This is a genomic window from Curtobacterium sp. MCLR17_044, from assembly GCF_003234435.1.
Lineage (GTDB): Bacteria > Actinomycetota > Actinomycetes > Actinomycetales > Microbacteriaceae > Curtobacterium > Curtobacterium flaccumfaciens.
The window spans coordinates 113,002-139,269 of the sequence record NZ_QKTC01000013.1 but is presented as its reverse complement, the minus strand read 5'-3'; the positions used below and the strand labels follow the sequence as shown (position 1 = coordinate 139,269).

The 26,268-nt window shown below is 72.6% G+C and carries 18 protein-coding genes, 1 tRNA gene and 1 rRNA gene; 15 read left to right on the top strand and 5 right to left on the bottom strand.

The genetic code is table 11. The annotated features are described in order from the left end of the window. The 10 genes from rrf to DEJ04_RS11190 all read left to right on the top strand — a co-directional run. A 5S ribosomal RNA gene (rrf, locus tag DEJ04_RS11235) occupies positions 1-104 on the top strand; the annotation flags it as partial. A gap of 116 nt (positions 105-220) precedes the next feature. Beyond that, positions 221-1,708, top strand: a complete 1,488-nt coding sequence (gltX, locus tag DEJ04_RS11230; RefSeq protein WP_111047119.1) for a glutamate--tRNA ligase — start codon at positions 221-223, stop codon at positions 1,706-1,708. 6 nt (positions 1,709-1,714) lie between these two features. Next, the gene (locus DEJ04_RS11225; RefSeq protein ID WP_111047118.1) at positions 1,715-2,746 is read left to right on the top strand and encodes an NAD(P)/FAD-dependent oxidoreductase; all 1,032 of its coding nucleotides are present in this window, start codon (positions 1,715-1,717) and stop codon (positions 2,744-2,746) included. 45 nt (positions 2,747-2,791) lie between these two features. Continuing rightward, positions 2,792-2,863, top strand: a tRNA-Gln gene (locus DEJ04_RS11220). A 363-nt stretch (positions 2,864-3,226) separates the two neighbouring features. Beyond that, a complete protein-coding gene (locus DEJ04_RS11215) occupies positions 3,227-5,992 on the top strand; it encodes a non-ribosomal peptide synthetase (protein ID WP_181437797.1) in 2,766 nt (921 codons plus the stop codon). Between the two features lie 368 nt (positions 5,993-6,360). Then, complete coding sequence (locus DEJ04_RS11210; RefSeq protein ID WP_111047116.1) at positions 6,361-7,320, top strand: glycosyltransferase family 2 protein; 960 nt, start codon at positions 6,361-6,363, stop codon at positions 7,318-7,320. After that, positions 7,317-8,282 carry a glycosyltransferase family 2 protein gene (locus DEJ04_RS11205; RefSeq protein ID WP_071405691.1) on the top strand — a complete coding sequence of 322 codons (966 nt, stop codon included), beginning with the start codon at positions 7,317-7,319 and terminating at the stop codon, positions 8,280-8,282. The genes DEJ04_RS11210 and DEJ04_RS11205 overlap by 4 nt, the downstream gene beginning before the upstream one ends. Then, the gene (locus DEJ04_RS11200) at positions 8,279-11,860 is read left to right on the top strand and encodes a glycosyltransferase (RefSeq protein ID WP_111047115.1); all 3,582 of its coding nucleotides are present in this window, start codon (positions 8,279-8,281) and stop codon (positions 11,858-11,860) included. The genes DEJ04_RS11205 and DEJ04_RS11200 overlap by 4 nt, the downstream gene beginning before the upstream one ends. Continuing rightward, a complete protein-coding gene (locus tag DEJ04_RS11195; protein ID WP_111047114.1) occupies positions 11,847-14,195 on the top strand; it encodes a PIG-L family deacetylase in 2,349 nt (782 codons plus the stop codon). Before DEJ04_RS11200 ends, DEJ04_RS11195 begins: the two co-directional genes overlap by 14 nt. Next, positions 14,180-15,148 (top strand): glycoside hydrolase family 16 protein, encoded by a 969-nt coding sequence (locus tag DEJ04_RS11190; RefSeq protein ID WP_146248700.1) that lies wholly within the window; start codon positions 14,180-14,182, stop codon positions 15,146-15,148. Before DEJ04_RS11195 ends, DEJ04_RS11190 begins: the two co-directional genes overlap by 16 nt. A 68-nt stretch (positions 15,149-15,216) precedes the next feature. On the opposite strand, the gene DEJ04_RS11185 is transcribed toward DEJ04_RS11190, so the two are convergent. From DEJ04_RS11185 to DEJ04_RS18430, 4 genes are all read right to left on the bottom strand, one after another. Then, positions 15,217-16,428, bottom strand: coding sequence for a glycosyltransferase family 4 protein (locus DEJ04_RS11185; protein WP_181437796.1), 1,212 nt, complete (start codon positions 16,426-16,428; stop codon positions 15,217-15,219). Then, positions 16,425-17,930: a lipopolysaccharide biosynthesis protein gene (locus DEJ04_RS11180; RefSeq protein ID WP_111047111.1), complete on the bottom strand. Its 1,506-nt coding sequence runs from the start codon at positions 17,928-17,930 to the stop codon at positions 16,425-16,427. Before DEJ04_RS11180 ends, DEJ04_RS11185 begins: the two co-directional genes overlap by 4 nt. Further along, entirely contained in the window at positions 17,927-18,907 is a 981-nt protein-coding gene (locus DEJ04_RS11175) for a beta-1,6-N-acetylglucosaminyltransferase (protein ID WP_111047110.1), read from the bottom strand. Before DEJ04_RS11175 ends, DEJ04_RS11180 begins: the two co-directional genes overlap by 4 nt. 113 nt (positions 18,908-19,020) lie before the next feature. Next, positions 19,021-19,194: a hypothetical protein gene (locus DEJ04_RS18430; protein ID WP_181437795.1), complete on the bottom strand. Its 174-nt coding sequence runs from the start codon at positions 19,192-19,194 to the stop codon at positions 19,021-19,023. Between the two features lie 157 nt (positions 19,195-19,351). On the opposite strand from DEJ04_RS18430, the gene DEJ04_RS11170 reads away from it, so the two are divergent. Then, on the top strand, positions 19,352-20,665 hold the full coding sequence (locus DEJ04_RS11170) for a glycosyltransferase family 2 protein (RefSeq protein WP_181437794.1): 1,314 nt from the start codon (positions 19,352-19,354) through the stop codon (positions 20,663-20,665). Positions 20,666-20,813: 148 nt separating this feature from the next. Here the strand turns inward: DEJ04_RS11170 and DEJ04_RS11165 are convergent, their stop codons facing one another. Beyond that, the gene (locus DEJ04_RS11165) at positions 20,814-22,142 is read right to left on the bottom strand and encodes a glycosyltransferase (RefSeq protein ID WP_071405684.1); all 1,329 of its coding nucleotides are present in this window, start codon (positions 22,140-22,142) and stop codon (positions 20,814-20,816) included. 294 nt (positions 22,143-22,436) lie between these two features. Here DEJ04_RS11165 and DEJ04_RS11160 point away from each other — a divergent pair, with 294 nt between their 5' ends. The 4 genes from DEJ04_RS11160 (at position 22,437) to DEJ04_RS11145 (ending at position 26,261) form a co-directional block, all read left to right on the top strand. Further along, complete coding sequence (locus DEJ04_RS11160) at positions 22,437-23,720, top strand: ABC transporter substrate-binding protein (RefSeq protein ID WP_111047108.1); 1,284 nt, start codon at positions 22,437-22,439, stop codon at positions 23,718-23,720. Between the two features lie 104 nt (positions 23,721-23,824). Further along, entirely contained in the window at positions 23,825-24,850 is a 1,026-nt protein-coding gene (locus DEJ04_RS11155) for a carbohydrate ABC transporter permease (protein WP_111047107.1), read from the top strand. A gap of 65 nt (positions 24,851-24,915) precedes the next feature. Next, a complete protein-coding gene (locus DEJ04_RS11150; RefSeq protein ID WP_241660376.1) occupies positions 24,916-25,758 on the top strand; it encodes a carbohydrate ABC transporter permease in 843 nt (280 codons plus the stop codon). A gap of 5 nt (positions 25,759-25,763) precedes the next feature. Next, complete coding sequence (locus tag DEJ04_RS11145) at positions 25,764-26,261, top strand: hypothetical protein (protein ID WP_111047106.1); 498 nt, start codon at positions 25,764-25,766, stop codon at positions 26,259-26,261. The last annotated feature ends 7 nt before the right edge of the window (positions 26,262-26,268 follow it).

Below are 26,268 nucleotides of genomic sequence, written 5' to 3'. Positions count from 1 at the left end.
GCGAGAGGGAAACGCCCGGTCACATTCCGAACCCGGAAGCTAAGCCTCTCAGCGCCGATGGTACTGCAAGGGGGACCTTGTGGGAGAGTAGGACGCCGCCGGACTTAACGTAGAAGAACCAGGGAACCCCTGACCATTCGTGGTCAGGGGTTTTCTGCGTTCTGCAGCCCCTCCACAGGGCAGGTGGGAGGGACAGACGCCGCGGTAGGGTTGTCGGGTCATGACTGCGCCATTCACCACTGCCTCCGGCTCCGACATCCGCGTCCGCTTCTGCCCGAGCCCGACGGGGACCCCGCACGTGGGGCTCATCCGCACCGCCCTCTTCAACTGGGCCTACGCCCGCCACACCGGCGGCAAGCTCGTGTTCCGTATCGAGGACACCGACGCCGCCCGCGACAGTGAGGAGTCGTACGCGCAGATCCTCGACGCGCTCCGCTGGCTGCGGCTCGACTGGGACGAGGGCGTGGACGCCGGCGGCGAGCACGGACCGTACCGACAGTCCGAGCGCACCGCGATCTACGACGACGTGATCGCGAAGCTCAAGGAGTCGGGTCACATCTACGAGTCCTTCGTCACGCCGGACGAGATGGAAGCCCGCAACAGGGCGGCCGGTCGTGACCCCAAGCAGGGCTACGACAACCACGAGCGCGACCTGACCGATGCCGAGCGCCAGGCGTTCCGCGACGAGGGCCGCGAGCCGGCGCTCCGCCTGCGTGTCCCCGACCGTGACCTGAGCTTCGACGACCTGGTGCGCGGGGAGATCACCTTCAAGCAGGGCACGTTCCCCGACTTCGTGGTGGTCCGCCCGAACGGCAAGCCGCTGTACACGTTCACGAACCCGGTCGACGACGCCCTGATGGGCATCACGCACGTGCTCCGGGGCGAGGACCTGCTGTCGTCGACCCCGCGCCAGATCGCTCTGTACGAGGCGCTGTACGAGATCGGCCTCGCGCCCTCCATCCCCGTGTTCGGACACCTGCCGTACGTGATGGGGGAGGGCAACAAGAAGCTCTCGAAGCGTGACCCCGAGTCGAACCTGTTCCACCACCGCGCCGCCGGCATGATCCCGGAGGGGCTCGTCAACTACCTGGCGCTCCTCGGCTGGTCGATCGGGCCCGACCGCGACGTGTTCTCGATCGACGAGATGGTCGCGGCGTTCGACGTCACCGACGTGAACCCGAACCCGGCCCGCTTCGACCACAAGAAGGCCGAGGCGATCAACGGGGACCACATCCGTCTGCTCGCTCCCGAGGACTTCCGGTCGCGTCTGCTGCCGTACCTGTCGGAGTTCATCAGCGACCCGGCGACCCCGGAGCAGCTCGAGGTCCTGACCAAGGCGGCTCCGCTCGTGCAGGAGCGCATGCAGCTGCTCGGCGAGGCGCCGGCGATGCTCGGCTTCCTGTTCACGTCCGACGCCGACCTCGTGGTCGAGGACGACGCCCTGGCCTCGCTCAAGGGCGACACGGCGACGGTCCTGACCGCGAGTACCGCCGCGCTCGAGGGCGCCCAGGACTGGACCACCGAGGCCATCGAGGGTGCGCTCCGTGCGGCCCTCATCGACGAGCTCGGCCTGAAGCCCCGCGTCGCCTTCGGCCCGCTGCGCGTGGCAGTGTCCGGACGCCGGATCAGCCCGCCGCTGTTCGAGTCGATGGAGATCCTGGGCAAGGAGTCCACCCTGACCCGGCTCCGCGCCCTCGCGGCGCGCTGACCGACCGTGAGCAGCACGGAGCACGCCGCCCAGCTGGTGCACGACGTCGCGGTCATCGGCGCCGGGCCGGCCGGGCTGAGCGCTGCGCTCAACCTGGTCCGGGCGAAGCGCACCGTGCTGCTCGTCGACGCGAACCGACCCCGGAACGCCGCGACGCTGCGGTCGCACGGGTTCCTGACGCGGGACGGCATCTCGCCGCTCGAACTCCGCAAGCTCGGGCGGACCGAGGTCGAGGGGTACCCGGAAGCGACGGTCGTCCAGTCCGTCGTCGACCTGGTGGCCCCGGACCCCGACACGGACACCTGGCGGGTGCACGGCTCGTGGCGCGGCACCGAGCTCGAGGCCCGCGCCCGGACGGTCGTCGTGGCGACGGGGTTGCGTGAGGAGTTCCCGGCGCTGCCGATGCTCCGCGCGTTCTACGGCACCGCGGTGCACAGCTGTGTCGAGTGTGATGCGTACGACAAGGCCGGGCAGCCGCTCGCCTTCATCTGCGAGACCGACGACGTGGTCGACCGGGCGCTGCTCATCGCCGCATGGACCGACGACCTGATCGTCTACACGAACGGGGTGGCACCGCTCGACGACGCCGGCCGCGCTCGACTGTCGGCCGCGGGGGTCGTCGTGGACGAGCGGGTCGTCGAGGACCTCGAGGGCGATCGCACCGGGATGACCGGCGTCCGACTCGCCGACGGCCACGTCGAGCCACGGACCGGTGGGTTCGTCCGACCGGTGTGGCACGCCGACCTCGACTGGCTGGGCACCGGCGCCACCACGAGTCCGAGCGCAACGAGCGGGAACACGGCCGCGAACGGCGACACGCCCGGAGCGCTCGAGGGGCTCCAGCGCGACACGCAGGGACTCCTCGTGGTCGACCGGGTGGGCCGGACGTCCGTCCCCGGGCTCTACGCCGTGGGAGACGTCACGCCTCCCGGGCCGGAGCAGCTCATCGTCGCCGCCGGACACGGAGCCGCGACCGCCGCCGCCGTGCACCGAGACCTGGTGGGTGGTCTTGCGGACCTCCGGGATGCTGTACAGTAGTTGATCGTGCCCCGGGTGACCGGGCCAGAAGGTCGACAGGCCTTTTGGGGTATGGTGTAATTGGCAACACAGCGGTTTCTGGTACCGTCGTTCTTGGTTCGAGTCCAGGTACCCCAGCACTCGATGAACAGCCCCCGGGACATCCCGGGGGCTGTTCTCGTTGCCGGGACCTTCTCGTTCCGAGCGTCCTCATCGGCGATGCACGGCGCATCCACGGTCGCGCCACGGCTGATCCGGAGGTTGCGCGGAACCGCACGATCCCCGAGCCGGGCGAGCCGCCGTGCGGACGGCGCCCACGGCGGTGGACCGGTCGTTCCGGAGTCGTACCGTCCGTGGCGGGCGCAGGCCGCGCCTCCAGGCCGGTTGCGGTTCCCCGCACTGGGCCGGAGCCTGCTCGCGGGCCGGGGGAACGCGGACCTACGGTCGGAGGACCGTCGCGGGAGTCGTGGCGGTCCGCTGCTGAGCACCCGAGGTGTCATCGTGACCTCCGTCGACCCGCTGACGACCGTCGATCCCTGGAACCACCCCGCAGCCGTGCCCGCGGCGGCCGACCACTCCGTACTGGACCGCTGGGCCCGCGTGGTGGCGCTCCGGGGCGACGCCGCCGCGCTCGCGGGGGACGGCCGTCCCTACACCTACGCCGAAGCGGACCGGGCCTCGCGCGCGCTGGCCGCAGCCCTGGCCGTGACGCTCCGACCCGACGACCGCAGCGGCGCCGGTGTCGGCGACACCCCGGGCGGGGCGTCGAAGCCGGTCGGGCTGATGGCGGGGCAGTCGACCGAGGCCGTGATCGGCATCCTCGCGCTGGTGCGTGCCGGACGGACCGTGGTGGTGCTCGACGACCACCTGCCCGCAGCACGGCTGGCACACGTGGCCCGGCTCGCTGGCGTCGACGAGATCGTCGCCGACACCGAGCGTGCAGCGCTGGCCGCCGACGTGGTCGCGGAACGGGACGGCCGGGTGCACGCACTCGGCGAACTGCTGGACGCGGGCGAACCGGGCGCGGCCCCGTCGGCGGACACCGTCGGCGTGCGCCCCGGCGGGCGGGACCCCTTCGCCATCGTCTTCACCTCCGGCTCGACCGGCATGCCGAAGGGCGTCGTCCTGACGCACCGGCAGCAGATCGCCGACGCCGAGCAGGACGCGGTCGCGCTCGGCCTCGGCCCGGGTGACCGGCTCGGTGTCGTCCTGCCGCTGTCGTTCGCCGCCGGGCTCCTGTTCTCGTTCGACACGTTGCTCTGCGGCGGCACCATCGTGCTGCTCGAGCCGCGTGAGCTCGGTGTCGAGCGGCTGCTCGGGCGGTTCCGGGAGGACGACGTGAACGTGCTCGTCTGCACCCCGCACCTGCTGCGGTCGATCATCGGGTCGCAGAACGCCCCCGGGTCGCACGGGACCGCCGCCGGGACCGCGCCGGTGCTCGGCGGGCTGCGTTTCCTGATGACCACGGGCGAGTCCGTCACCGGCGCCGACCTCGCCGCGGCCCGACCCCACCTGGACCCGGACACGCTGCTCCTGAACGCCTTCGGCTCGAGCGAGACCGCGTGCGTCGCGTACTGCCCGGTGGCCCCGGGGGAGCCGGTGCCCGAGGGCGTCGTGCCCGCCGGGTGGCCGTTGCCCGGCAAGACGGTCCTCGTGCTCCGCGAGGACGGCAGCCCTGCCGACCCGGGGGAGACCGGCGAGCTCGTCGTGGTCTCCGATGCCCTGACCGCGGGCTACTGGGGTGCGCCGGAGAAGACCGCCGAACGGGCCGGACGCACCGGCGAGGCCGAGGCCGCCGCCGGCATCCCCGTCGGGACCCCGAGCTGGCGGCAGGGCGACCTGGCACGCGTCGACCCCGACGGGCGGCTCGTGCTGCTCGGCCGATCTGACGACGCCGTGAAGGTCCGTGGCTACCTGGTCGAGCCGAGTGAGGTCGAGGCGGCGCTCCGCGCGGTCCCCGAGGTGCACGACGCGGTCGTGACGGCACAGGTCGACCCCGGTTCCGTCACCCGGCTCGTCGCCTACGTGGTCGGTCGCCCGGGGCACCGCACCCCGGCCCCGGGTGCGCTCCGACGGGCGCTCCGTGAGCGGCTGCCCGAGTACATGGTGCCGGCGTCGATCGTGCCGATGACCGAGCTGCCGCGGAACGAGCGGGGCAAGGTCGACCGGGCCGAACTCCCCGGGGCGCCGAGCGTCGAGACCGAGATGGTCGAGGGCGAGTACGACCAGTGGGAGCTCGTCGTGGGGCAGATCTGGGCCGAGGTGCTCGGCCTGCGGGGCGTGCACCTGGACGAGGACTTCTCGGCCCTCGGCGGCGACTCGTTGTCGGCGGAGGAGATGCTCGCGCTCGTGCAGACCCGTCTCGGCATCGACCTGCGCTCGTCGGACGTCCTGCAGCACCCCACGCTCCGGGCGTTCGCCCGTCGGGTGCGGAGCGGCACGACGGCGCTGCCGAGCCACCCCGACGTCGTCAAGGTGTCCGGCGCGCGCGAGTCCGGCCGTCCGCCGGTGTTCTGCTTCGCCGGTGGCGGTGCCCTGGCGCTGACGTTCCTGCCGCTCTCGCGGCACCTGCCCGCGCACGACCTGTACGCGTTCCAGCAGCACGCCCTCGAGCGCCGTGGGATGCCGGACTGGAACATCGAGCGGAGCGCCCGCCGCTACCTCGCCCTGATGCGCATCGTGCAGCCCCGCGGCCCGTACCTGCTCGTCGGGCACTCGCTCGGCGGACTCGTCGCGCTCGAGATCGCCCGGCTCCTGACCGAGAGCGGCGAGCAGGTGGAGCACGTCGTCCTGCTCGACACCTACCTGCCCCGCACGAAGTCCGAACAGGCCCGCCTGCACTTCGGCCGGATGGAGCCGCGCGACCAGCCGAACTCCGCCGTCCGCGCCGTGCAGCGGGGGCTCGACCGCGCCGTCAGGCGGGTCCTGCCCGCGGGTGTGCCGTACGGGGCGCTGTTCGCCAAGCGGCTCCGGGCGTACACCGCCGGCGTGCTGCGGCACGGTGGGCAGAAGGACTTCGACGCCTTCTTCGACCAGGCCGAGATCGTCACCAGGCGCCACCACCCGACGCCGTTCCACGGGCGCGCCACCTACGTCCTCGCCGACGCCAACCCCGACGCCGCCGGGTGGTCCGCCCTGCTGCGCGGGCCCACCGAGATGGTGCGGATCGCGAGCGAGCACACGTCGCTGCTGCGGGAACCGCACGTCGCCGAGCTCGCGGTCGCGCTGCGGGCCGCCTTCGAGACGGCGGACGTGCCGCAGGTCTGAGACCGGCCCACGAGCGGACGGGAGGCGCGGTGCCGGCTGGCACCGCGCCTCCCGTCCGCTCGTCCTGCGTCCGCCACCCGCCGGCCGCCGCGCCGGACCGCCAACCTGCACGACCGTTGCGGGTTTCCGTATCCGCACCCGGGTGTCCGCAAGGGACCGCACCGCGCATTGACCCTCCCGCTGGCCACGGCGATGGTTGGAACCGCGGAGGAGAGTACCCACTCACCCGCGGCAAGCAGGCGGCGTCGTACCCGCGTCCCGCTGCTCGACCGACGACGGTCACCGTCGTCGATGCGTCATCCGAGGACGCGCCGCTCGTCTCGACGAGCCACCACCCGACAGCAACCCTGACCCGACAGGACCGCGCCATGCCCGCACGTACCGTTCGCCCTGCAGACCCGAGGGTCTCCGTCGTCATCCCGGCACGGAACGAGGCCCGCAACCTCGAGATCATCCTCCCGAAGCTCCCGCCCGTGTACGAGGTGATCCTGGTCGACGGCAACTCCGTCGACGACACCATCGCCGCCGCCCAGCGCGTGATGCCCGACATCCGCGTCGTGCACCAGACCCGCAAGGGCAAGGGCAACGCCCTGGCCTGCGGCTTCGAGGCCGTCACCGGCGACATCGTCGTCATGTTCGACGCCGACTGCTCCGCGGACCCCGACGAGATCCCGCGGTTCGTGCAGGCACTCGTCGACGGCGCCGACGTCGCGAAGGGCACCCGGTACTCGCTCGGCGGTGGCAGCGACGACATCACGATCGTCCGGAACATGGGCAACCGCGGCCTGAACATGCTCTGCAACATCATCCTCGGCACCCGCTACAGCGACCTCTGCTACGGCTACAACGCCTTCTGGGCGGACGTCCTGCCGGAGATCGGTCTGCTGTCGTCCGAGCTGCCGAAGCCGGCCGACGGTTCGATGCTGTGGGGCGACGGGTTCGAGATCGAGACCGTCCTGACCTGCCGCTGGTCGGCCGCCGAGCTCGCGATCACCGAGGTGCCGAGCCACGAGAAGCTCCGCGTGCACGGTTCGAGCAACCTCAACGCCGTGACCGACGGCATCCGCGTGCTGAAGTCGATCATGCACGAGCGTCGTCGTGCCGCGATCGGCCGTGCCGAGGTCCGTCGCGCGGCGATGAGCGTCGTGCCGCCGGCCGAGCAGCTCGCCGCGCCGGCTGCTGCGCCGGTTGCTGCTGCTCCCGTCGCTGCGGCGCCGGTCGCTGCGTCCGTCGCGACCCCCGTCGCCGCGTCCGCCGTCGCCGGGGCGTCCGTTGCCGGGGCAGCCGTCGTCGCGTCCGTCGTCGCCCTCGAGGAGGACGTCGCGTGACGACCGTCGCGGTCGTCATCTGCGCCTACACCCAGCAGCGCTGGGGTGACCTGCAGGACAGCGTCGAGTCGGCCAAGCGCCAGCCCGAGGCCCCCGAGGTCGTGGTCGTCATCGACCACGAGCCCGAGCTCCTGGCCCGCGCCGCCGCGCGCTGGCCGGAACTCCGGGTCGTCCCGAACACCGAGGACCGCGGACTCTCCGGGGCCCGGAACACCGGTGTCGCCCTGACCGACGCCGACGTCGTCGCGTTCCTGGACGACGACGCCACCGCGGACCCCGACTGGCTCGGGCACATGCTCACCGCGCTCGAGGACCCCGACGTCGTCGGTGTCGGCGGTCGTGCCACGCCGTCCTGGCCGACCGCGACCGGCCCCGGCCCGTACGCCGACGAACTGCTCTGGATCGTCGGGTGCTCGTACCGCGGGCTGCCCGAGACCCCGGGCGACGTCCGCAACGTCATCGGGTCGAGCATGGCGTTCCGCCGCGACGCGATCCTGCTCGCCGGCGGCTTCCGCTCCGGCATCGGCCGCGTCGGCAACCAGCCGCTCGGCTGCGAGGAGACCGAACTCTGCATCCGCATCGCCCAGGCCCGTCCCGGCGCGCGGATCCGGCACGAACCGCGCTCGAACGTCTCGCACCGGGTCTCGCCGGACCGCGTGACGATGCGCTACCTGCGCCGCCGCAGCTACTACGAGGGCATCTCGAAGGCCGTGCTGAGCCGTCGGGTCGGCACCGGCGACTCGCTCGCCAGCGAGTCGACCTACCTGACCCGGGTGATCCCGGGCGCCGTGCTGCGCGAACTGCGCCACGTCGGTCGTGGCGGAGGCCTGCGGGCGTACGCCATCGCGCTCTCCGTCGTCTCGACGGTCGCGGGCTACGCCGTCGGCCGGGTCCTCGGCACCGTCGTCGTGCGGACCCCGCCCGCACCCGCACCGCTCCCGCAGCCGGTGGGTACACCGTGACCCGCGCGACCCTGGCGATGGTCCTCTCGCCGGTCGTGACCGGGCCGCTCGTCCCCACCTGGGACGGCGCGCTCTGGGTCGGCGAGGTCGATCGTGCCGACGTGCACGCGTCGAGCCACCGGGACGTCATCGCCCTGCAGGGATCCGGCGGGTACGGGCGTGCCCGCCTGCTCGTCCGCGACCACGGCGAGCCCCTCGGCTTCGTCGAGGCCGAGATCACCGAACGCCGCCGCATCGGCGGCACCATCGACGTCCGTGCGCTCCAGCGCGCGATCCGGCCCATGCCGGCACCCGAGCGTCGGCCGGCAGCAGGTCTGGTGCTGCCGTCCGTCACCGTGGTGCTCTGCACGGACGGCGCCGCCGGCACGACCATGCGGTCGGTGCTCGCGAACGGTCACCCCGACTTCGACGTCGTCGTCGTCTCGCACGGCGCCGACGACGGCGGCGTGGCGACGGTCGACATCAGCGGACGTCGCGTCACCACCATCCCGGCGCCCGAGGGCGGCCTCGCCGCCGCGCGGAACGCCGGCCTGCTCGTCGCGACCGGCGACGTCGTCGCGTTCGTGGACGAGGGCGCCGTCGTGGACGGCGACTGGATCGCCGCCATCGCCCGTGCCTTCGCGACCGACCCCGACGTGGCCTGCGTCACCGGGCTCGTGCCGAGTGCCGAGCTCCGGACGCCGGCGCAGCGCTGGCGCGACGACCGCACCCCCGGTGGGCGGACCGTCCGCCGGCGGGTCTTCCGGCTCGACGACCCGGTCGACGACCTCCCGCTGCACCCCTTCGCCGCCTCGGCCTACGGCACCGGCGCGAACCTCGCCGTGCACCGCGCGACCGCGCTCCGGATCGGCGGGTTCGACACCGCCTTCGGTCCCGGCACCCGCGTCGGCGGTGGCGACGACCTCGACCTCTTCACACGACTGCTGTTCGCCGGATCCGCGATCGCCGTCGAACCGGCCGCGATCGCGTGGCAGCGATCGGCGGACGACGTCGCGTCGCTCCGCGCCGCCGCTGCCGCGCACGGCCACGGACTCGGAGCCTGGATGACCAAGAACGCACTCGACCGCGACACGCTGACCGCTTCGGTGGACGCGGCGCCGGAGGCCATCAGCGCCTTCGCACGCCTCGGCCTCGAGCAGGGTGCCGACGCTGCCGACGCTGCCGACGCTGCCGACGCTGCTCCGGCGAACGGCCACGGGACGGGCGCCGCGCGTGACGCGGACAGCATCGACGCCGTCGACGCGGAGTTCGCGGCGACGAAGCGTCGGTTGCGTCGCGTCGAGCGGCGCTCCGTGCTCACCGCACCGGTCCTGGCGCTCCGCGAACGCATGGGCGGCGCGGGGACGATCGACCGGACGGCGCACGGTCGCCACGAGCTGCAGCGCGGCCTCGACACCGCGGGTCCGGCACGACCGATCCCGGGTGGCGCGATGGGCCCGGTGGCCCGACTCGGCGCCGCCGCGATCGTCGTGCTGACGCTCGTGCTGGCCGCCGTCGGCAGCGTCGTCGAGCTGCCCACGCTGCGGGCGAGCGCCGTCGCGGTCTTCCTGTTCGCGCTGCTCGGGGTCGCCCCGATGCTGCTCGTCCGTCCGATGTCCCTCGCACGGTTCGCCGTCCTCGCCGTCACCGGGGCGCTCGTCGGCACGATCGGCATCGGCTACACCATGGCGACCTTCCACATCTGGGCGCCGACGGTCCCCTTCGTCGGTGTCGTCGTGCTCACCGCGGCGGCGCTCGCCGTCTCGGTACCCCGTGACGTGGCGGAGCTCCGTCGCGCCGGCCTCGTGCGCCGCGAGACCGCCCGGCCCCGGTGGAGCACGACCGCCACCGTGACGGCGCTCTCGCTCGGCGGGCTCGTCGTCGTGGTCGTCGCCGCGCTCACCCACATGGGCGACCCGGTGCCCGCAGGCCTGTTCGGCTCGCTCGGCCCCGGCCTGGTCGTCGGCCTCGTGCTCGTCGTCGCCGCGGCGGTGATCGCCCTGGTCCGCGGCCGCGCGCTCGCCGTGCCCGTCGTCGTGCTCGGCGGTGTCGTGCAGCTCGCCCAGGCGATCACGTACGGCGTGCCCACCGTGACCGCCGCCGCGCGGCACATCGGTGTCGTCGAGTACATCCGCCAGTTCGGTGGGACCAACCCGTCGGCCGACATCTTCCAGACCTGGTCCGGCCTGTTCGCCGGCGCGGCCTGGGTGGCCGACGTCGGGGGCATCGTCAACACGATCCTCATCGCCGCGTGGGTGCCGGTCCTGCTCGCCTTCAGCACGACCATCGCGGTCGGGGTCCTGGCTGCGCACTGGTTGCCCGGCGCCCGTCGACCGTGGATCGCAGCGCTGCTGACCGCGATGACCGGTTCGCTCAACACCACGTACTTCTCGCCGCAGTCGACCGGCATCCTGATGTCGATCGTGATCCTCGTGCTCGCCACCGGACCGCTGCGCGATGCCGCCGTCACCACCGCCGACGGCTCCGTCGCCGCCAAGCCGCGGGCACGGCGCGTGGGGCTCTCGCGGATCGTCGCGATCACCCTCATCGGCATCGTGCTCGCCGTGACCCACCAGATCTCGCCGTACCTGACGGTCGCCGCACTCGTCACGCTCATCGTGTTCCGGATGCTCCGCCCCTGGTGGCTCCCCGTCGTCGTGCTCGTGCCGGCGGTGGTCTTCGCCGCGCTGAACGGCGACATCCTCGGGCGGTTCCTGTCGCTCGCGGCGGTCGGACGCGTGCTCGACAACGTGCAGCCGCCCGCGCACGACATGACGGTCCTGCCGAAGCCGCTCGTCACGCGTCTGGCGTTCGACATCCCGGCAGCCGCGCTCGTGGTGCTCGGACTCATCGCCGTGGTGACCGTCCTGATGCGGCGTGACCGGACGCACTGGGCACTCCTCGCCACCGCCGCGAGCCCGATCTCGCTGCTCGTCGCCACGAACTACGGCCAGGAGGGCGTCTTCCGCGTCGTGCTCTTCGCGACGCCGTGGATCGCGATCCTGGCGGCGGCGCTCCCGATGCCCGCCGGTCGGTTCGCCCCGGTCGGGGCGGTCCTGCAGCGGGGGATGCGTCCGTCCGCGGTGCGGTTCGCGGTCGCCGGAGCAGCGGTGGCGGCGCTCGTCGCGATCGGTGCGTTCGGACAGACCTCGCTCGACTGGAACCGCGTCATGACCCGGAGCCAGTCCGCGGCGACGCAGTACTACGACCGCACGGCACCCGCGGGCTCCGTGATGCTGCTCACCGGGTCGGCCAACGCCGTCCCGAGCAACACCGGAGCACGGTACTTCGACGTGGGCTACCTGTCCCGCGAAGCCCTCGGCCCGTACCCGGACGCGACCGGCGGCTACGACGCCGAGGCGGACCTGTCGAACGTGACGCGGGAACTCGTCGTGAACTGGTCGGCCACCGGCTACTACGCCCTGGTCGCGGAGCCCTTCGGCGCCTACGACGAGCGGTACGGCTACCAGAGCGACGCCGACTACCAGGAGCTCGCCGCCGCCATGGCGTCCTCGCCCTACTGGAAGCGGGTCTGGTCGTCGGGGACGACCGCGATGTACGAGCTGACGACGGAGGGCCTGCGCCATGCAACCGACTGAACCGACCTCCGACAGACCGCGACGGACGCGACGGGCCACCGTCGCGTCCGTCGCGGGCGTGCTCGCCACGGTGCTCGCCGTGCTGGTCGCGCCGAACCTCGTGGTCCAGCCCGCCGTGGCCGCGGCGGCCGACTGCAGCGCCGGGCGGGTGCTCAACGTCGTCGCCCACCCCGACGACGACCTGCTCTTCCAGGGCACGGACCTGCGGAAGGACATCGACGCGGGGCGCTGCGTCCGCTCGGTGATCGTCACCGCCGGTGACGCCGGCAAGCCCGACTGGTACTGGCAGGAACGCCAGGTGGGACTGATGGCCGCCTACGCGAGCATGGCCGGCGTCGACCCGGCGTCGACGACCGGCTCCACGACGGTCGCCGGACGGACCCTGCTCACGGAGACCCTGACCGCTGACCCGCGGATCAGCCTGGTCTTCATGGACCTGCCGGACGGCAACGTCGAGGGCAACGGCTTCTGGGCGAACGGCTACGAGAGCCTCCAGCGCCTGTACACGGGCGACATGGACACGCTGCACACCGTCGCCGATGCCCCGCACGCCGCCACGTACACGCTCGCGCAGCTCCGGGCGACGCTGCAGGGGATCGTGCAGGACTTCGCACCGACGGACATCCACACCCTCGACCACGAGGGCGAGTACGGCGACGGTGACCACAGCGACCACCACACGGTCGCGTACCTGACCGACCAGGTGCAGCAGCAGTACACCGGCGCGCACGGCTTCACCGGGTACATGGGGTACCCGATCGCCGACCGTCCGGCGAACCTGACGACGGCCGAGACCCAGGCGAAGGCCGACGCGTTCTTCACCTACGCCGCGCACGACAGTGAGACCTGCGCCTCGTACGAAGCCTGCTCGGCTCGACCCGAGACCTCGTGGCTCAGCCGGCAGTACACCGCTGGCTCGCCCGCGCCGACGGACCCCACCGACCCCACGGACCCGACCCCCGCACACAAGGACGTGACGGGTTCGGCGTCGGTGACGGCGAGTGCGGAGAACCCGGCTGATGGTCAGACGGCCGTGAAGGCGGTCGACGGTGTGGTGAGCGGGTACCCGGACGCGCCGACGGCGGAGTGGGTTGCGCCGTCTGGTCGTGCGGGGACGTGGATCCAGCTCGGGTGGGCGGGGGCGACGGTGTTGGACGCGGTCGACCTCGCTGATCGGCCGAACGCGGTGGACCAGGTGCTGGGTGGGACGTTGACGTTCTCGGACGGTTCGAGTGTGACGGTGCCGGCTTTGAACAACGGTGGTGCGGTGCAGCGGATCACGTTCGCGGCGCGCAGTGTCACGTGGGTGCGGTTCACGGTGACGTCGGTCAGTGGCGGGACGCAGAACGTCGGACTCGCCGAGATCCGCGCGCTGGCCCCGGCCGACACGACGACGCCACCGCCGACCCCGACCCGGACGGACGTGACGGGTTCGGCGTCGGTGACGGCGAGTGCGGAGAACCCCGCTGATGGCCAGACGGCCGTGAAGGCGGTCGACGGTGTGGTGAGCGGGTACCCGGACGCGCCGACGGCGGAGTGGGTCGCGCCCTCCGGTCGTGCGGGGACCTGGATCCAGCTCGGGTGGGCGGGGGCGACGGCGTTGGACGCGGTCGACCTCGCTGATCGGCCGAACGCGGTGGACCAGGTGCTGGGTGGGACGTTGACGTTCTCGGACGGTTCGAGTGTGACGGTGCCGGCGTTGCACAACGGTGGTGCGGTGCAGCGGATCACGTTCGCGGCGCGCAGTGTGAGGTGGGTGCGGTTCACGGTGACCTCGGTCAGTGGCGGGACGCAGAACGTGGGACTCGCCGAGATCCGGGCATTCTCCCCGGCGAGCAGCGGCGGTACGACGCCGACGCCGACCCCCACGCCGACGCCGACGCCGACTCCCACCCCGACCCCCACTCCGGGCCTGCGGGACGTCACCGGCTCGGCCACCCCGACGGCGATCGCCGACAACCCGGCCGACGGCCAGACCGTCGCGAAGGCCGTCGACGGCGTGGTGTCCGGCCACCCGGTCGACCACACCGCCGAGTGGGCCGTGCCCTGGGGACGGACCGGCATCTGGATCCAGCTCGACTGGGCCACCCCGGTCGCGCTCCAGCGCATCGTCCTGCACGACCGTCCGAACAGCGACGACCAGATCACGAGCGGCACGCTCACGTTCTCGGACGGCAGCCAGGTCGCCGTGGGCGAGCTCCCGAACGACGGCAGCGCCCGGACGGTCGACTTCACCGCCCGCAACGTCACCTGGGTGCGGTTCACCACCACCGGGGTGTCGAACAGCACGATCAACGTCGGTCTCTCGGAGGTCCGCGCATGGACAGCTCCATGACCCCGGACGATGACGGCCCACGCCCCGTCGCCGAGCAGTCGGCCGCCGCGCACGGCGCCCCACCCGCGCACGGCCTCGGCACCTCCCGTCACCGCACGCCGCTCCGGACACGGGGACGACGGGTCGCGATCGTGGCCGCCGCCCTGGTGGTCGCGGTCGGTGCCGTCGCCGCGGCGACCACCGGCACGACGTCCGTCGGCCCCGGACCCAGTGGGGTCGCGATGCCGACCGGCGACGGGGACGGCTGGAAGCGGGTGTTCTCCGAGGACTTCGACGAGTCTGCCCCGTCCGGCGGGTTCGAGGCGGCCTACGACGACCGGTTCACCGTCTACCACGGCTTCGCGGACACCGCGGGGACCGGTCGGTACCAGGCGTCCACGCTGAGCGCGCACGACGGGATGCTCGACATGCACCTCCGCACGACGAAGGCGGGCACCCCGCTCGCCGGCGGGGTCGTGCCGCTCGTCGACGGACGATGGGGCGGACAGACCTCCGGCCGGTACAGCATCCGGATGAAGAGCGACGAGGTCGACGGCTACGGGGTGGCGGTGCTGCTCTGGAGCGACGAGAACGTCTGGGCGCACGGCGAGATCGACTTCCCCGAGGGTGCGCTCGGTGCGCCCGCCTGGCTCAACGTGCACTGCCTGGTCGACCCGGCCGAGAAGTGCATCCACCACGAGACCGACGCGTCGCTGGCCGACTGGCACACGTACACGATCGAGTGGACGCCGTCGCGGATGTCGTTCCTGGTCGACGACGAGGTCGTCGGGAGCACCACCCAGGACATCCCCGTGGAGCGCATGCACCTGGTCGTGCAGACGGGATCGCTCGAGGGCCTGCCGCCCCGGGACGCCGCCGGGTCGTTGCTGGTCGACTGGATGACGATCGACGTGCCCGCGGACGGCGAGAGCCCCCGGGCCACGCTGCCGTCCACAGAACCCACCGCCGGCTGACGGCGCCGAGCCCGGCGCAGACCGACGCCGCCGCCCGGTGCACGCAGACGACGCCGGGCCCGGCCCGGTCAGCGCCGGGCGTGTGCCAGCAGCGCCTGCAGCAGCGCGCGCACGTGCGGCTCGCGCCCGTAGCGGTCACGCACCCACGCGCGGCACCGGGCGGCGAGGGACGGGTCGCGCTCGGCGTCGTCGAGGGTGTCGAGCAGCTTCTCCGCCAGTGCGTCGGGGTCGGCCGGGTCGACGGTGTACCGCGCCCAGTCACCCGACAGGATCTCTCCGGTGCCGCCCGATGCGGCCGCGACGACGGGACGGCCGGTGGACATCGCCTCGACCACGACCCGGCCGAAGCCCTCGGGCTCGATGGACGGCGCCACCACGACGTCGGCGGCGTGCAGGAGCGGGACGACGTCGTCCCGCTCGGGGAGCACGAGCACGGAACCGGCGGGGAGCGCGTCGATCGCGGCGTGCACGGCGTCGGCTTCCTCAGGGTAGAGGGCACCGGCCAGCACGAGGAGCGGCGCGGGCGCCGCGTGACCAGCCACGGGGGGAGTGGTGACCGGCACGCGTGCCGCGGCGGTCGTGCGGACGCGACCCCACGCCTCCAGGAGGGCGAGCACGCCCTTCGACCGGGTGAGCCGACCGTAGTAGAGCACCGTCGGGGTGTCCTCGGCGATGCCGAGTGCCGCGCGGGCGTCGTGCACCGACGCCGGGGTGGCGGCCGGGAACGCGTCGGTGTCGACGCCGTTCGGCACGATCGTGATGCGGTCCGTCGGCACGCCGGACGCTGCCCAGGCGCGCGCCATCGCGTGCGAGACGGCGAAGTAGCGGGTGCGGCCGCCGGCGATCGGTCCGAGCCGCCGGTAGTTCGGCGCGTGGTGCAGGTGCACCGCGAGCGGGACGCCGGAGACGAGCGACGCGACGCGGCCGAACGGCAGGTACTCGGGGCGGTTCAGCCAGAGGACGTCGAGGTGTGATCGTCGGATCCGCAGTCCCTCGCGGGCGAAGCGCCAGGCGTCGCGGAGCGCGGTGGTGATGCCGAACCGGTAGTCGGTGGCCTCCACCAGGCGCACGCCCATCGCCTCGTAGGGCGGCGGGCCCTCGGCGGCGCGCGGGGACTGGCCGTTCCGGTGCCAGACCTCGACCTGGTGGCCGGCGGCGACGAGCTCGCGGGTGTCCTCGAGCACGCAGCGTTCGAGTCCGCCGGTGATGGCGAGTCCGGTCACCAGCACGCCGACGCGGAGTCGGCGGGTGCCGTCGGTTGCAGTCTGTCGCGGTCTCACGAGACACCACCCCTTGCGGTCTTCAGTCGGCGGAGGAACCAGGGGAGGCAGGCGACCACCCCGGCGATGCGGGCCCAGTTCCAGAGCACGTCCTGCGGCAGGAGCAGGGACGCGGCGGCCACGACGAGCGCGGCGAGGGTCGTCAGGACGATCCGGGCTCCCGGTCCGCGCCACTCGCGGCGGTCGGGCATGGCCAGCAACTGCATGGCGGCCAGGATCGCGTAGGCGACGACGGTGGCGAGGCCCGCGCCGGCGATGCCGAGCACGGGCACGAGCACGAGGTTCGCGCCGATGTTCACGGCGCCGGCGATCGCGGCGATCACCCCGACTGCGACACCGCGGCGTTCGACCAGGAGCAGACGTCCGGTCGCGCCGCTGGCGACCACGGGGAACGCGGTGATCGCGACGACGAAGACGACGACGGAGAGCTCCTGCACGCGGTACGACGCCGGGGCGAGGATCGGCAGCGCGACCGGTGACACCAGGGTCACGGCGAGCAGGACCGGTCCGAGCATCTTGTACAGCTCGTCGCGGGAGTGCATGGCGAGCTGCCGGCGGGCGACCGGGTCGCGGAGGGCGGCGAAGTGCGGCGCCCAGGCCTGGTTCGTGAAGGTCAGGAGCAAGATGACCGCCGAGCCGACGACGTAGGCGATCTGGTAGCGGGCCACCTCGTCCGGGCCGAGCAGCCGCTGGACGACGATCCGGTCGCCGGCGTTCAGCACGAAGTACGACAGGTTGCCGAGGGCGATCGGCACGCCGAGGCGGAACGCCCGGGCGGTGGTCCTGCGGTCGAACAGGCCGGCGAGACGCGGGCGGGTCGCCGCGATGCCGATGACCATCGCCACGCCCTGGGCGACGACGCCGCCCCACGCGTAGGTGGTCGCGTCGGCCTGCACCCAGGTGAGGAGCCCGAGGCCGATGACCGAGCCGCCGATCGAGGACAGCAGGCTCGTGACCGCGAAGACCCGGATGCGGTCCTGGGCGACGAGCAGCGCGAGGGAGATCTGCACGATGGCGGCCGGGCCGGTCCAGAGCACCGCGACGAGGAGCAGCGGGTGGTTGCCGACGAAGCCGGCTGCGTCGGCCCAGACCGGGATCGTGGTGAGCGCGGCGACGGTGACGACGATCGCGGTGACCATGCCGACGGCGAGCAGGCCGCGCGCCCGGCGGTCGTCGCCGTCCTCGGCGCGCTGCAGCACCGACGCCTGGTCGATGCCGAGGACTGCCAGGACGACGAGCGCCTGGTACAGCGCGATGGCCGAGGCGAGGACGCCGAACTCGGCCGGCGGCATCAGGTGCGCGAGCACCGGGGAGATCAGCGACGAGACGACGAGCTGCATCGACCAGACGACGACGTACAGCAGGCCGCGGCCGAACAGGACGGAGGCGCCCTTCCGCACCGCGACCGACCCGGTGTCGAGCGACTCGGGCACGGCGGCGACGGGGACGGGTGCCTCGCGCGCTGCGCGGGCCTCACGGCGGGTCTGCGGGGGGAAGCTCACGGCGCGACCACCGCTGCCGCGTCCTGACGCGCCGACGCCGACGCCGTCGCCGTCGCCGTCGCCGTCGCCGTCGCCGACCCCGACACCGCGCCCGCACCCTGGCGCAGCCCGAAGGCCGCGTCCACGACGTCGAGCAGGTCACCGCTCCGGTCGGTCGAGAACTTCCGCGCGAACAGGTGCTGCACCTCGACGTCCGCGTCCGTCCGACGCTCGAGCAGCTGCCCCGCGTCGGTGACGGTCAACCACGGCGGGCTCTTCCGCGCGGTGCCGTCCCACCCGATCCACCAGAGCGGCTGGGAGACGTGCTCGTCGGCGAACCCCGGCGTCAGCGACGGCGAGTTGAGCACCGACGGCACGAAGGTCTCGTCGGCGACCCAGGTGCGCTGCCAGAACCGGACCAGGTCGGGGCGCTGGTCGACGGTGTCCACGACGGCGGCGGCGTGCCGGCGGGCGAGGACCTTGAGCTGCGAGCCCCCGGCGAAGGAGACGTTCGCCGGCACGCGGCGGGGGACCGGCAGCCGGAGCATGTGCTTCCGCCACGCCCAGTGCCGGAACCGGATGCGGGAGATGCCGCCGTCGCGGCCCCACGGTGCGAACGGCAGCGGGTTGACCGAGATGAACGACTCCTCCCGGTGGGCCTCGAGCAGGGCTGTGATCTCGGTGGGGTTCGCGAGCGGGTAGTCGCTGCCGGTCAGCACGGCCACGTGCGAGGCGTCGGTCTCGGCCAGGGCGGCCCGGTAGCCGGACACCTCGGCGGCGACGTTCTCCCAGCGGGCCCAGCCGGTCCGGATGCGGGGGAGCAGCCGGACGCGGTCCGGCAGCCCGTCGGTCATGGCGCGGAACACCGTCTCGGGGGTGCGCGCGTCGCAGTGCAGGAACACCGGGAACGGGTCGAGCGCCTCGACGAGTCGGCGCACGTGTGCCGGGTCCTCGTGGGCGAGGACGATGCACGCGGGGACCGCGGGGGAGATGGCCATGGACGCGACGCTAACCGCGGCGTTCCGGGGCCGACAAGGCGACCCGTGCCCGTCTGCGGGGAAGCGGCGGTTTCCCGCACCGCCCCCGATCGGTCAGTGCTCGGAGGGCCGGATCAGCGCTTCTTGCGGAACTTCTGGCAGTCGCAGAGGGCGCAGTCCGTGCCCGGACGGTAGTGCTCGTGGGCGTCCTGCACGTGGCCGCAGACGCACGTCACGGCGTCGACCACGAAGACGCTCTGTTCCGAGAGGAGCACGGCGCCGAGCTCGTCGGTGGGGCCCATCGACATGCGTCCTCCTCGTGCCCGGCGTGCTGCCGCCGAGTCGTCCTCACGATCCTACCGTCCGGGGGGGTGCACTGGCGGCAAACCGCAAGTCGGACGTCCGTCGCCGCAACCGCGGGCGGCCGCCGTTGACCCCGCAGCAGCCCCACCGGAGCATCGGACCATGACCGACCAGCAGGCCACCACCACCCGCATGCTCACGCTCACGCCCGCGATGCCGTCCCTGGACGTGCCCGCCTGGGCCGGCGCGGCCTGGGTCGGCGCCGTCGACCGACAGGAGGCGCTCGCCGCGTCCATCGTCGAACTCGCCGGTGCCACCGGCTTCCGCCGCGCCCGCCTGCTCGTCCGTGACGGACGCGAGATCGCCGGGTTCGTCGACGTCAGCGTCGACGCGGACGGCGGCGTGGACCCGGCCGAGCTGGGACCGGCCCTGCGCGCGCTGCGCACCACGGGCCTCCCGGACGCCCCCGCGGGGACGCCGGTCGGGCGCATCTCCGTCGTCATCGGCACCCGCGACCGGCCGGACGACCTGCGCCGCTGCGTTCGCTCGGTGCTCGCGTCCGAGCACGACGACTTCGAGGTCCTGGTCGTCGACAACGCGCCCACCACCACCGCGACCCGCGACGTGGTCACGTCGCTCGCGGACCCGCGCCTGCGGTACGTCCTGGAGGCCCGACCCGGCGTCTCGCGCGCACGGAACGCCGGACTCGCCCTCGCGTCCGGGGCCGTGGTCGCCTTCGTCGACGACGACGTGGTCGTCGACCGGCACTGGCTCGCAGCGCTCGCCGACGCGTACGCCCGCGACGCGGACGTCGTCTGCGTGACCGGCCTCGTGCCCAGCGGCGAACTCCGGACCCCCACGCAGCGGTACTTCGACGAGCGCGTCACCTGGGCGCGCAACACCGACCGCCGGGTGTTCCGCACGTCGGCGCCGCCGGCCGACCTGCCGCTGTTCCCGTTCTCCGTCGGCGCGTTCGGCACCGGTGCCAACATGTCGCTCCGCCGCTCGGCCGCGCTCGCCCTGGGTGGGTTCGACGTCGCACTCGGCCCGGGCACCCTGGCCCGCGCCGGCGAGGACCCCGACCTGTTCACCCGGGTGCTGTTCTCCGGCGGCGCGCTCGCCGTGGAGCCCACGGCCGTCGTCTGGCACAAGCACCGGCCGGACCGGGCGGCGCTGCGCTCGCAGGCGCTCGGCTACGGCACCGGCCTCGGCGCGTGGGTCGCGAAGCTCATGCTGCGACCGCGCACCGCACTGGCCGTGCTGCGTCGGGCGGTCGGGGCGCTGCGGCAGCTCGGCGCGCTCGGACAGGGCACCGGTGCCGACGCCGACCAGGTGTCCGCGGCGGTGGACGCCGTGGGTGGGTGGCCGGTCGACGACGCGTTCCGCGAGGCGACTGCCGGTCTCAAACGCGTCGAGCTCGTGGCGGCGCTCGGTGGCCCGTGGCGGTACGTCGTCGGGCGGTCGCGGCGCGGGTGACCGCGGCGCGGGCGACCGCGCTCCGCGTGCGCGGTGCGCACGGCAGGCACCGCGTGCACCGCACGCACGCACCGGACGGACGGGAGGCCCGTGGCGACGCTGCCACGGGCCTCCCGTCCGTCCGGTGCGGACGTCTCCTGCACGCCGCCTACGGGCGGAAGCGGCCCTCCTCGACCTCGCGCCAGAACCGACGGCTGCGGAAGTACGCCGCCGGACCCGCCGGGAAGCCGCGGAACTCGTGGTACGCCAGCGAGCGCGGGATCCGGGTCGTGGAGGCCTCGGTGATGCTCTCGGCCGCGGCGTCACGCCGGCCGGCCAGCCGTGACACCAGCTGCTTCAGCTTGATCTTGCCGGCGCGGGGCATCAGCCGCGCGAGCACGAGCGCGTGCCGGCGGTCCTTCGCGATGAGCTCGCACATCAGCGCCGTGAACCCGACGCCGTTCGAGTGGAGCTGCCCGTGCAGCCCGGCGAGGTCCTGCCGGTGCCGGTGGTGGACGACCGCACGGGGTTCGAAGCCGATCCGGCCACCGCTCCACAGGATGTCGATGAAGATCGCCAGGTCCTCGCCGCCGCGGGCGGGCACACCGGCACCGAGCACGGGGTCGAACCCGCCGACGGCGTCGAACGCCGACCGTCGGACCGCCCAGTTCGCGCCGGCGCCGTAGCCGCCGATGCCGTACACGGCGAAGTGCTTCTGCACCGAGCCGTCGGGGCGGACGGCCCGGGCCTGCGCGTGCCGCATGACCCCGGGGACGTCGTCCGGCACGATCGTCACCGGCTGGAAGGTGCGCTCGCCGCTGAAGCCGCCGTAGTACGCCTCGTACCAGATCTGCGCGGGGGTCTCGAGCTCGACGGGCAGGATCATCCCGGTGACCGCGGCGACCTCGGGCTCGCGGACGAAGCGCGTGCCGATGGACCGGAGCCACTGTGCGTCCACCCGGACGTCGTCGTCCGTGAACGCGATGATCTCGCCGTGCGCCGCTGCGACCCCGGCGTTGCGGCCGGCGGAGCAGCCCGGACGGCGTTCGGTGACCAGCCGGACGTCGCGGCCCTCGAGCAGCCCGGGCAGGGCGTCGACCTCGGGCAGCTTCACGCGGTTGTCGACGAGGATGACCTCGTACCGCGGGTAGTCGAGGTGCTCGAGGAAGTCGAGCAGCTTCCGGATGTCCTCGACCCGGGTGACGATGGTCGACACGACGATCGAGATGAGCGGGAGCTCGAGGTCGGGGATCGGGGTCTCCGTCGCACCGGAGGTCCGTGCGAGGCCGTCGACCAGGGGCGCCATCGCGCGGGCGGCGTCGGCCGGGTCCGCGGTGAGCAGCACGTCGAGGGTGGTGACGGGGAAGCCGTCGCGGTAGCCGACGACGAGCGCGGAGGAACCCGACTCGTCGGCGACGAGGCGCGGCAGCGGAGCGTCGAGGTCGACGCTGACGACCCGACGGGGGCCGGGCACGGTGACGGAGGAGTGCAGGGTCATGCTCGGGACGCTACGACCGCCCGCGGCGTCCGGACAACGGACCGGACCAGCAGTGGCGGGGTTCGTGCGGGGTTCCGCAGTGCGGTGCGTGTGCCCCAGACGAGGGTGAGCGCTCACCCAGGAAGCCACGGGAACCTCATGGGTCACGCTCAGGTCACGGAACCGATGCAACCGGTTGCGCTCCCGCCGGACCGGGCGTAGCTTCCTCCACCAGCAGGCAGCGGCGCCTGCTCCAGGGCAGCGTCGTCGAACCCGATCGATGCCCCCTGGTGATCTCAATGAGGAGACAACGCTGTGAAGACAACACGCTCCAGGGTGCGGTTCGCATCCGTTGCCGGGGTCGCCGTCATCGGCCTCGTGCTCACCGGCTGCTCGAGCGGGAGCTCCGGCGCCGGATCGGATGACGCCAAGAGCGGCCAGGACAGCCGCGGCCCCATCACCTACGTGCAGGGCAAGGACAACTCGAACGTCGTCCGCCCGCTCATCGCGAAGTGGAACAAGGCCCACCCGGACGAGAAGGTCACCTTCAAGGAACAGTCCGACCAGGCCGACCAGCAGCACGACGACCTCGTGCAGCACTTCCAGGCGAAGGACGAGAACTACGACGTCGTCGACGTGGACGTCGTCTGGACCGCCGAGTTCGCCGCGAAGAGCTGGCTGACGCCGCTGACCGGCGACATGGAGATCGACACCTCGAAGCTCCTGCCGTCGACGGTGAAGACCGCGACCTACAACGACACCCTCTACGCCGCCCCGCAGACCTCGGACGGCGCGCTGCTCTACTACCGCAAGGACCTCGTCAAGACGCCTCCCACCACGTGGAAGGAGATGATGGACGACTGCAAGATCGCGAAGGACGCCGGCATCGGTTGCTACGCGGGGCAGTTCGCGAAGTACGAGGGCCTGACGGTGAACGCCTCCGAGGCGATCAACGGCTCCGGCGGTTCGGTGCTCGGCAGCGACGGTGCGCCCGACGTCGACACCGACAAGGCGAAGGCCGGCCTGCAGAACCTGGTGGACGCGTTCGAGGACGGGAACATCCCGGCCGAGGCGATCACCTACCAGGAGGAGCAGGGCCGCACCGCGTTCGAAGCCGGCAAGCTCCTGTTCCTGCGCAACTGGCCGTACGTCTACAGCCTCGCCAAGACCGACGGCTCGTCGAAGGTCAAGGACACCTTCGGCATCGCGCCGATACCCGGTGCCGACGGCGTCGGTGCCTCCACGCTCGGCGGACACAACGCCGCGATCAGCGTGTACTCGAAGCACAAGGCCACGGCGCACGACTTCCTCGAGTTCCTGACCTCGGACGAGACGCAGAAGTTCTTCGCGACCCAGGGCTCGCTCGCGCCGGTCGTCGGTGACCTGTACACCGACCCCGAGCTGACGAAGCAGCTGCCCTACCTGCCGACGCTGCTCAAGTCGATCGAGTCGGCGGAGCCGCGCCCGGTCACGCCGTTCTACCCGGCCGTCACGAAGGCAATCCAGGACAACACCTACGCGGCGCTCAAGGGATCGAAGTCGGTCGACGAAGCCATGAAGGACATGCAGGACGCCCTCAAGTCGGCGACCAGCAGCTAGCGGCGCACGCCGCTTGATGGACGGGAGGCCCGTGGCGGGTCCGCCACGGGCCTCCCGTCCGCCCCCTACTTGCGTTCCGACACCCCCGGCAAGGAGGCCGACACGTGTCAGCAGCAACCGAGATCCCCGCAGCCATCCCCAACCCGACGGGCACGGACCCGAAGCGCCGACGGCGCAAGGGCGGACTCAACGCCGAGCACGGCCGGTGGGCCGTGTACCTCATCGGCCCGACGATCGTGCTCCTCGCGATCGTCATCGGGTACCCCGTGGTCAGCGCGGTCATCCAGTCGTTCCAGCTCGACCAGGGCCTCGACAAGGCGACCGGTCTGTTCGTGCAGGGCGGGTTCGCCGGCATCACGAACTACGCGCACTGGCTCGGCCAGCAGTGCGGCAACGTCACGTGCCCGCCCGGCAGCCTCGGTTCCCAGTTCTGGGTGTCGATGGGCAACACGTTCTTCTTCACCGTCGTCACCGTGCTCGCCGAGACGGTCATCGGCGTGTGGATGGCCATCATCATGAACCGCAACTTCAAGGGCCGTGCGCTCGTCCGTGCCGCGATCCTGGTGCCGTGGGCGATCCCGACCGCCGTCACCGCGAAGCTCTGGTACTTCATCTTCGACGCGAACGGCGTGCTCAACCACGTCCTCGGGCAGCAGATCCTGTGGACGAGCGGCGAGTGGGCGTCCCGGTGGGCGGTCATCATCGCCGACACCTGGAAGACCACGCCGTTCATGGCGCTCCTCATCCTGGCGGGCCTGCAGCTGATCCCGGAGGAGGTCTACGAGGCCGGCAAGATGGACGGCGCGTCGACGTTCCAGCGCTTCGTGCTCATCACCCTGCCCCTGATCAAGCCCGCGCTGATGGTCGCGATCCTGTTCCGCGTGCTCGACGCGCTCCGCATGTACGACCTGCCCGCGATCCTCACCGGCGGTGGCGGTGGTTCCGGCAACGCCACCACGACCCTGTCGATCCTGGTCGTCGAACAGATCCGGCAGGGCTTCAACTCCGCGTCGGCCCTGTCGACCATCACCTTCCTGGTGATCTTCATCGTGGCGTTCGTCTTCGTCCGGTTCCTCGGTGCCAACGTCGTGCAGACGCAGGCCGCCCAGCAGAAGGGTGAACTCAAGTGACCCTCGCAGCAGACCGCCCGCGGTCCTCCGCAGCAGCACGCGACCGCGCCGTCGACCGCACCGAGGTGCGCGTCCGCCGCGACACCGGGCCGCGCATCCGCACGGCCGTGCAGGCGATCGTCATCGCCGTGTGGTGCCTCCTGCCGTTCTACTGGATGGTGGTGACGAGCTTCCGCGACGTCGGGTTCACGTTCGACGCCACCCCGTGGCCGACGCACGTCACGCTCGACAACTACGCGACGGCGTTCTCCACGTCGCTCGGCAACCACCTCGGTCGGGCGCTCGCCAACAGCCTGCTCATCGGTGGGGTCGTGACGATCATCGCCCTGCTCGTCGGCACCACGGCGGCGTACGCCCTCGCCCGGCTCGAGTTCCGCGGCAAGTCGCTCATCGCCGGCGCGATCCTGGCCGCGTCGATGTTCCCCGGCGTCGCCCTCATCTCGCCGCTGTTCCAGCTGTTCACCGACATCGGGTGGATGGGGTCGTACCAGGCGCTCATCCTGCCGAGCATCTCGTTCGTGCTGCCGCTGACCGTGTACACGCTTGCGTCGTTCTTCCGCGAGATGCCGTGGGACCTCGAAGAGGCAGCCCGCATCGACGGGTGCACCCGGGTGCAGGCGTTCCGGCGGATCATCCTGCCGCTCGCGGCGCCGGCGGTGTTCACCACGGCGATCCTGGCGTTCATCTCGAGCTGGAACGAGTACCTCATCTCGTCGCAGCTGTCGAGCGACGCGACCCAGCCGGTGACCGTGGCGATCGCCTCGTTCGCCGGGTCGCAGCCGCACCAGGAGCCCTATACGGCGGTGATGGCCGCCGGCACGATCGTCACGATCCCGTTGGTCATCCTCGTGCTGATCTTCCAGCGGCGCATCGTGGCGGGGCTCACCGCCGGCGGCGTGAAGGGCTGACGACCATGGCCCAGCGCGGACCCACCCGTCCCACCGCCCACATCGAGGAGGCCATCGGCTTCGTCGGGATGTTCGGCGTCCTGTTCCTCGGCGTCACGGTGTTCTGCGAGCTCACCGGGCGACCGGCGCTCGGCTGGGCGCTCACCCTGCTCGTGTGCGTGCTCGGCGTCGTCGCGCTCGACCGGTGGCGGGTCGCGGTCCTCCGCCGGACCGCACCGCAGGACGGCACGGGTGCGTCCGTGCCCCGGGGCGTCGGTGCTGCGCCCGCGGTCGCCCCGGTGCACACGTCGGTCACCGACCCCACCGGTCGCCGACCCCGACCCGGCGCGGACGGACGGGTGCACCAGCACGCCGGCTGGGACGAGGTCGCACCGGCTGCACGACGGCCGGCGCGCCCCGCACGGGTGCCGCAACGCCGGGCGGACCGCGGCGTGCCCGCGGTGACGGCCCGACGGGGTGGACCCGACGCGCCGGCGGACGTGACACACGGCACGGACGGCTGACGGGCCT

Excerpts from the sequence above, each read along its gene's own strand:
- gltX (WP_111047119.1), top strand. The coding sequence starts at position 221 with ATGACTGCGCCATTCACCACTGCCTCCGGCTCCGACATCCGCGTCCGC.
- DEJ04_RS11210 (WP_111047116.1), top strand. The coding sequence starts at position 6,361 with ATGCCCGCACGTACCGTTCGCCCTGCAGACCCGAGGGTCTCCGTCGTC.
- DEJ04_RS11195 (WP_111047114.1), top strand. The coding sequence starts at position 11,847 with ATGCAACCGACTGAACCGACCTCCGACAGACCGCGACGGACGCGACGG.
- DEJ04_RS11190 (WP_146248700.1), top strand. The coding sequence starts at position 14,180 with ATGGACAGCTCCATGACCCCGGACGATGACGGCCCACGCCCCGTCGCC.
- DEJ04_RS11175 (WP_111047110.1), bottom strand. The coding sequence starts at position 18,907 with ATGGCCATCTCCCCCGCGGTCCCCGCGTGCATCGTCCTCGCCCACGAG.
- DEJ04_RS18430 (WP_181437795.1), bottom strand. The coding sequence starts at position 19,194 with ATGTCGATGGGCCCCACCGACGAGCTCGGCGCCGTGCTCCTCTCGGAA.
- DEJ04_RS11170 (WP_181437794.1), top strand. The coding sequence starts at position 19,352 with ATGACCGACCAGCAGGCCACCACCACCCGCATGCTCACGCTCACGCCC.
- DEJ04_RS11165 (WP_071405684.1), bottom strand. The coding sequence starts at position 22,142 with ATGACCCTGCACTCCTCCGTCACCGTGCCCGGCCCCCGTCGGGTCGTC.
- DEJ04_RS11145 (WP_111047106.1), top strand. The coding sequence starts at position 25,764 with ATGGCCCAGCGCGGACCCACCCGTCCCACCGCCCACATCGAGGAGGCC.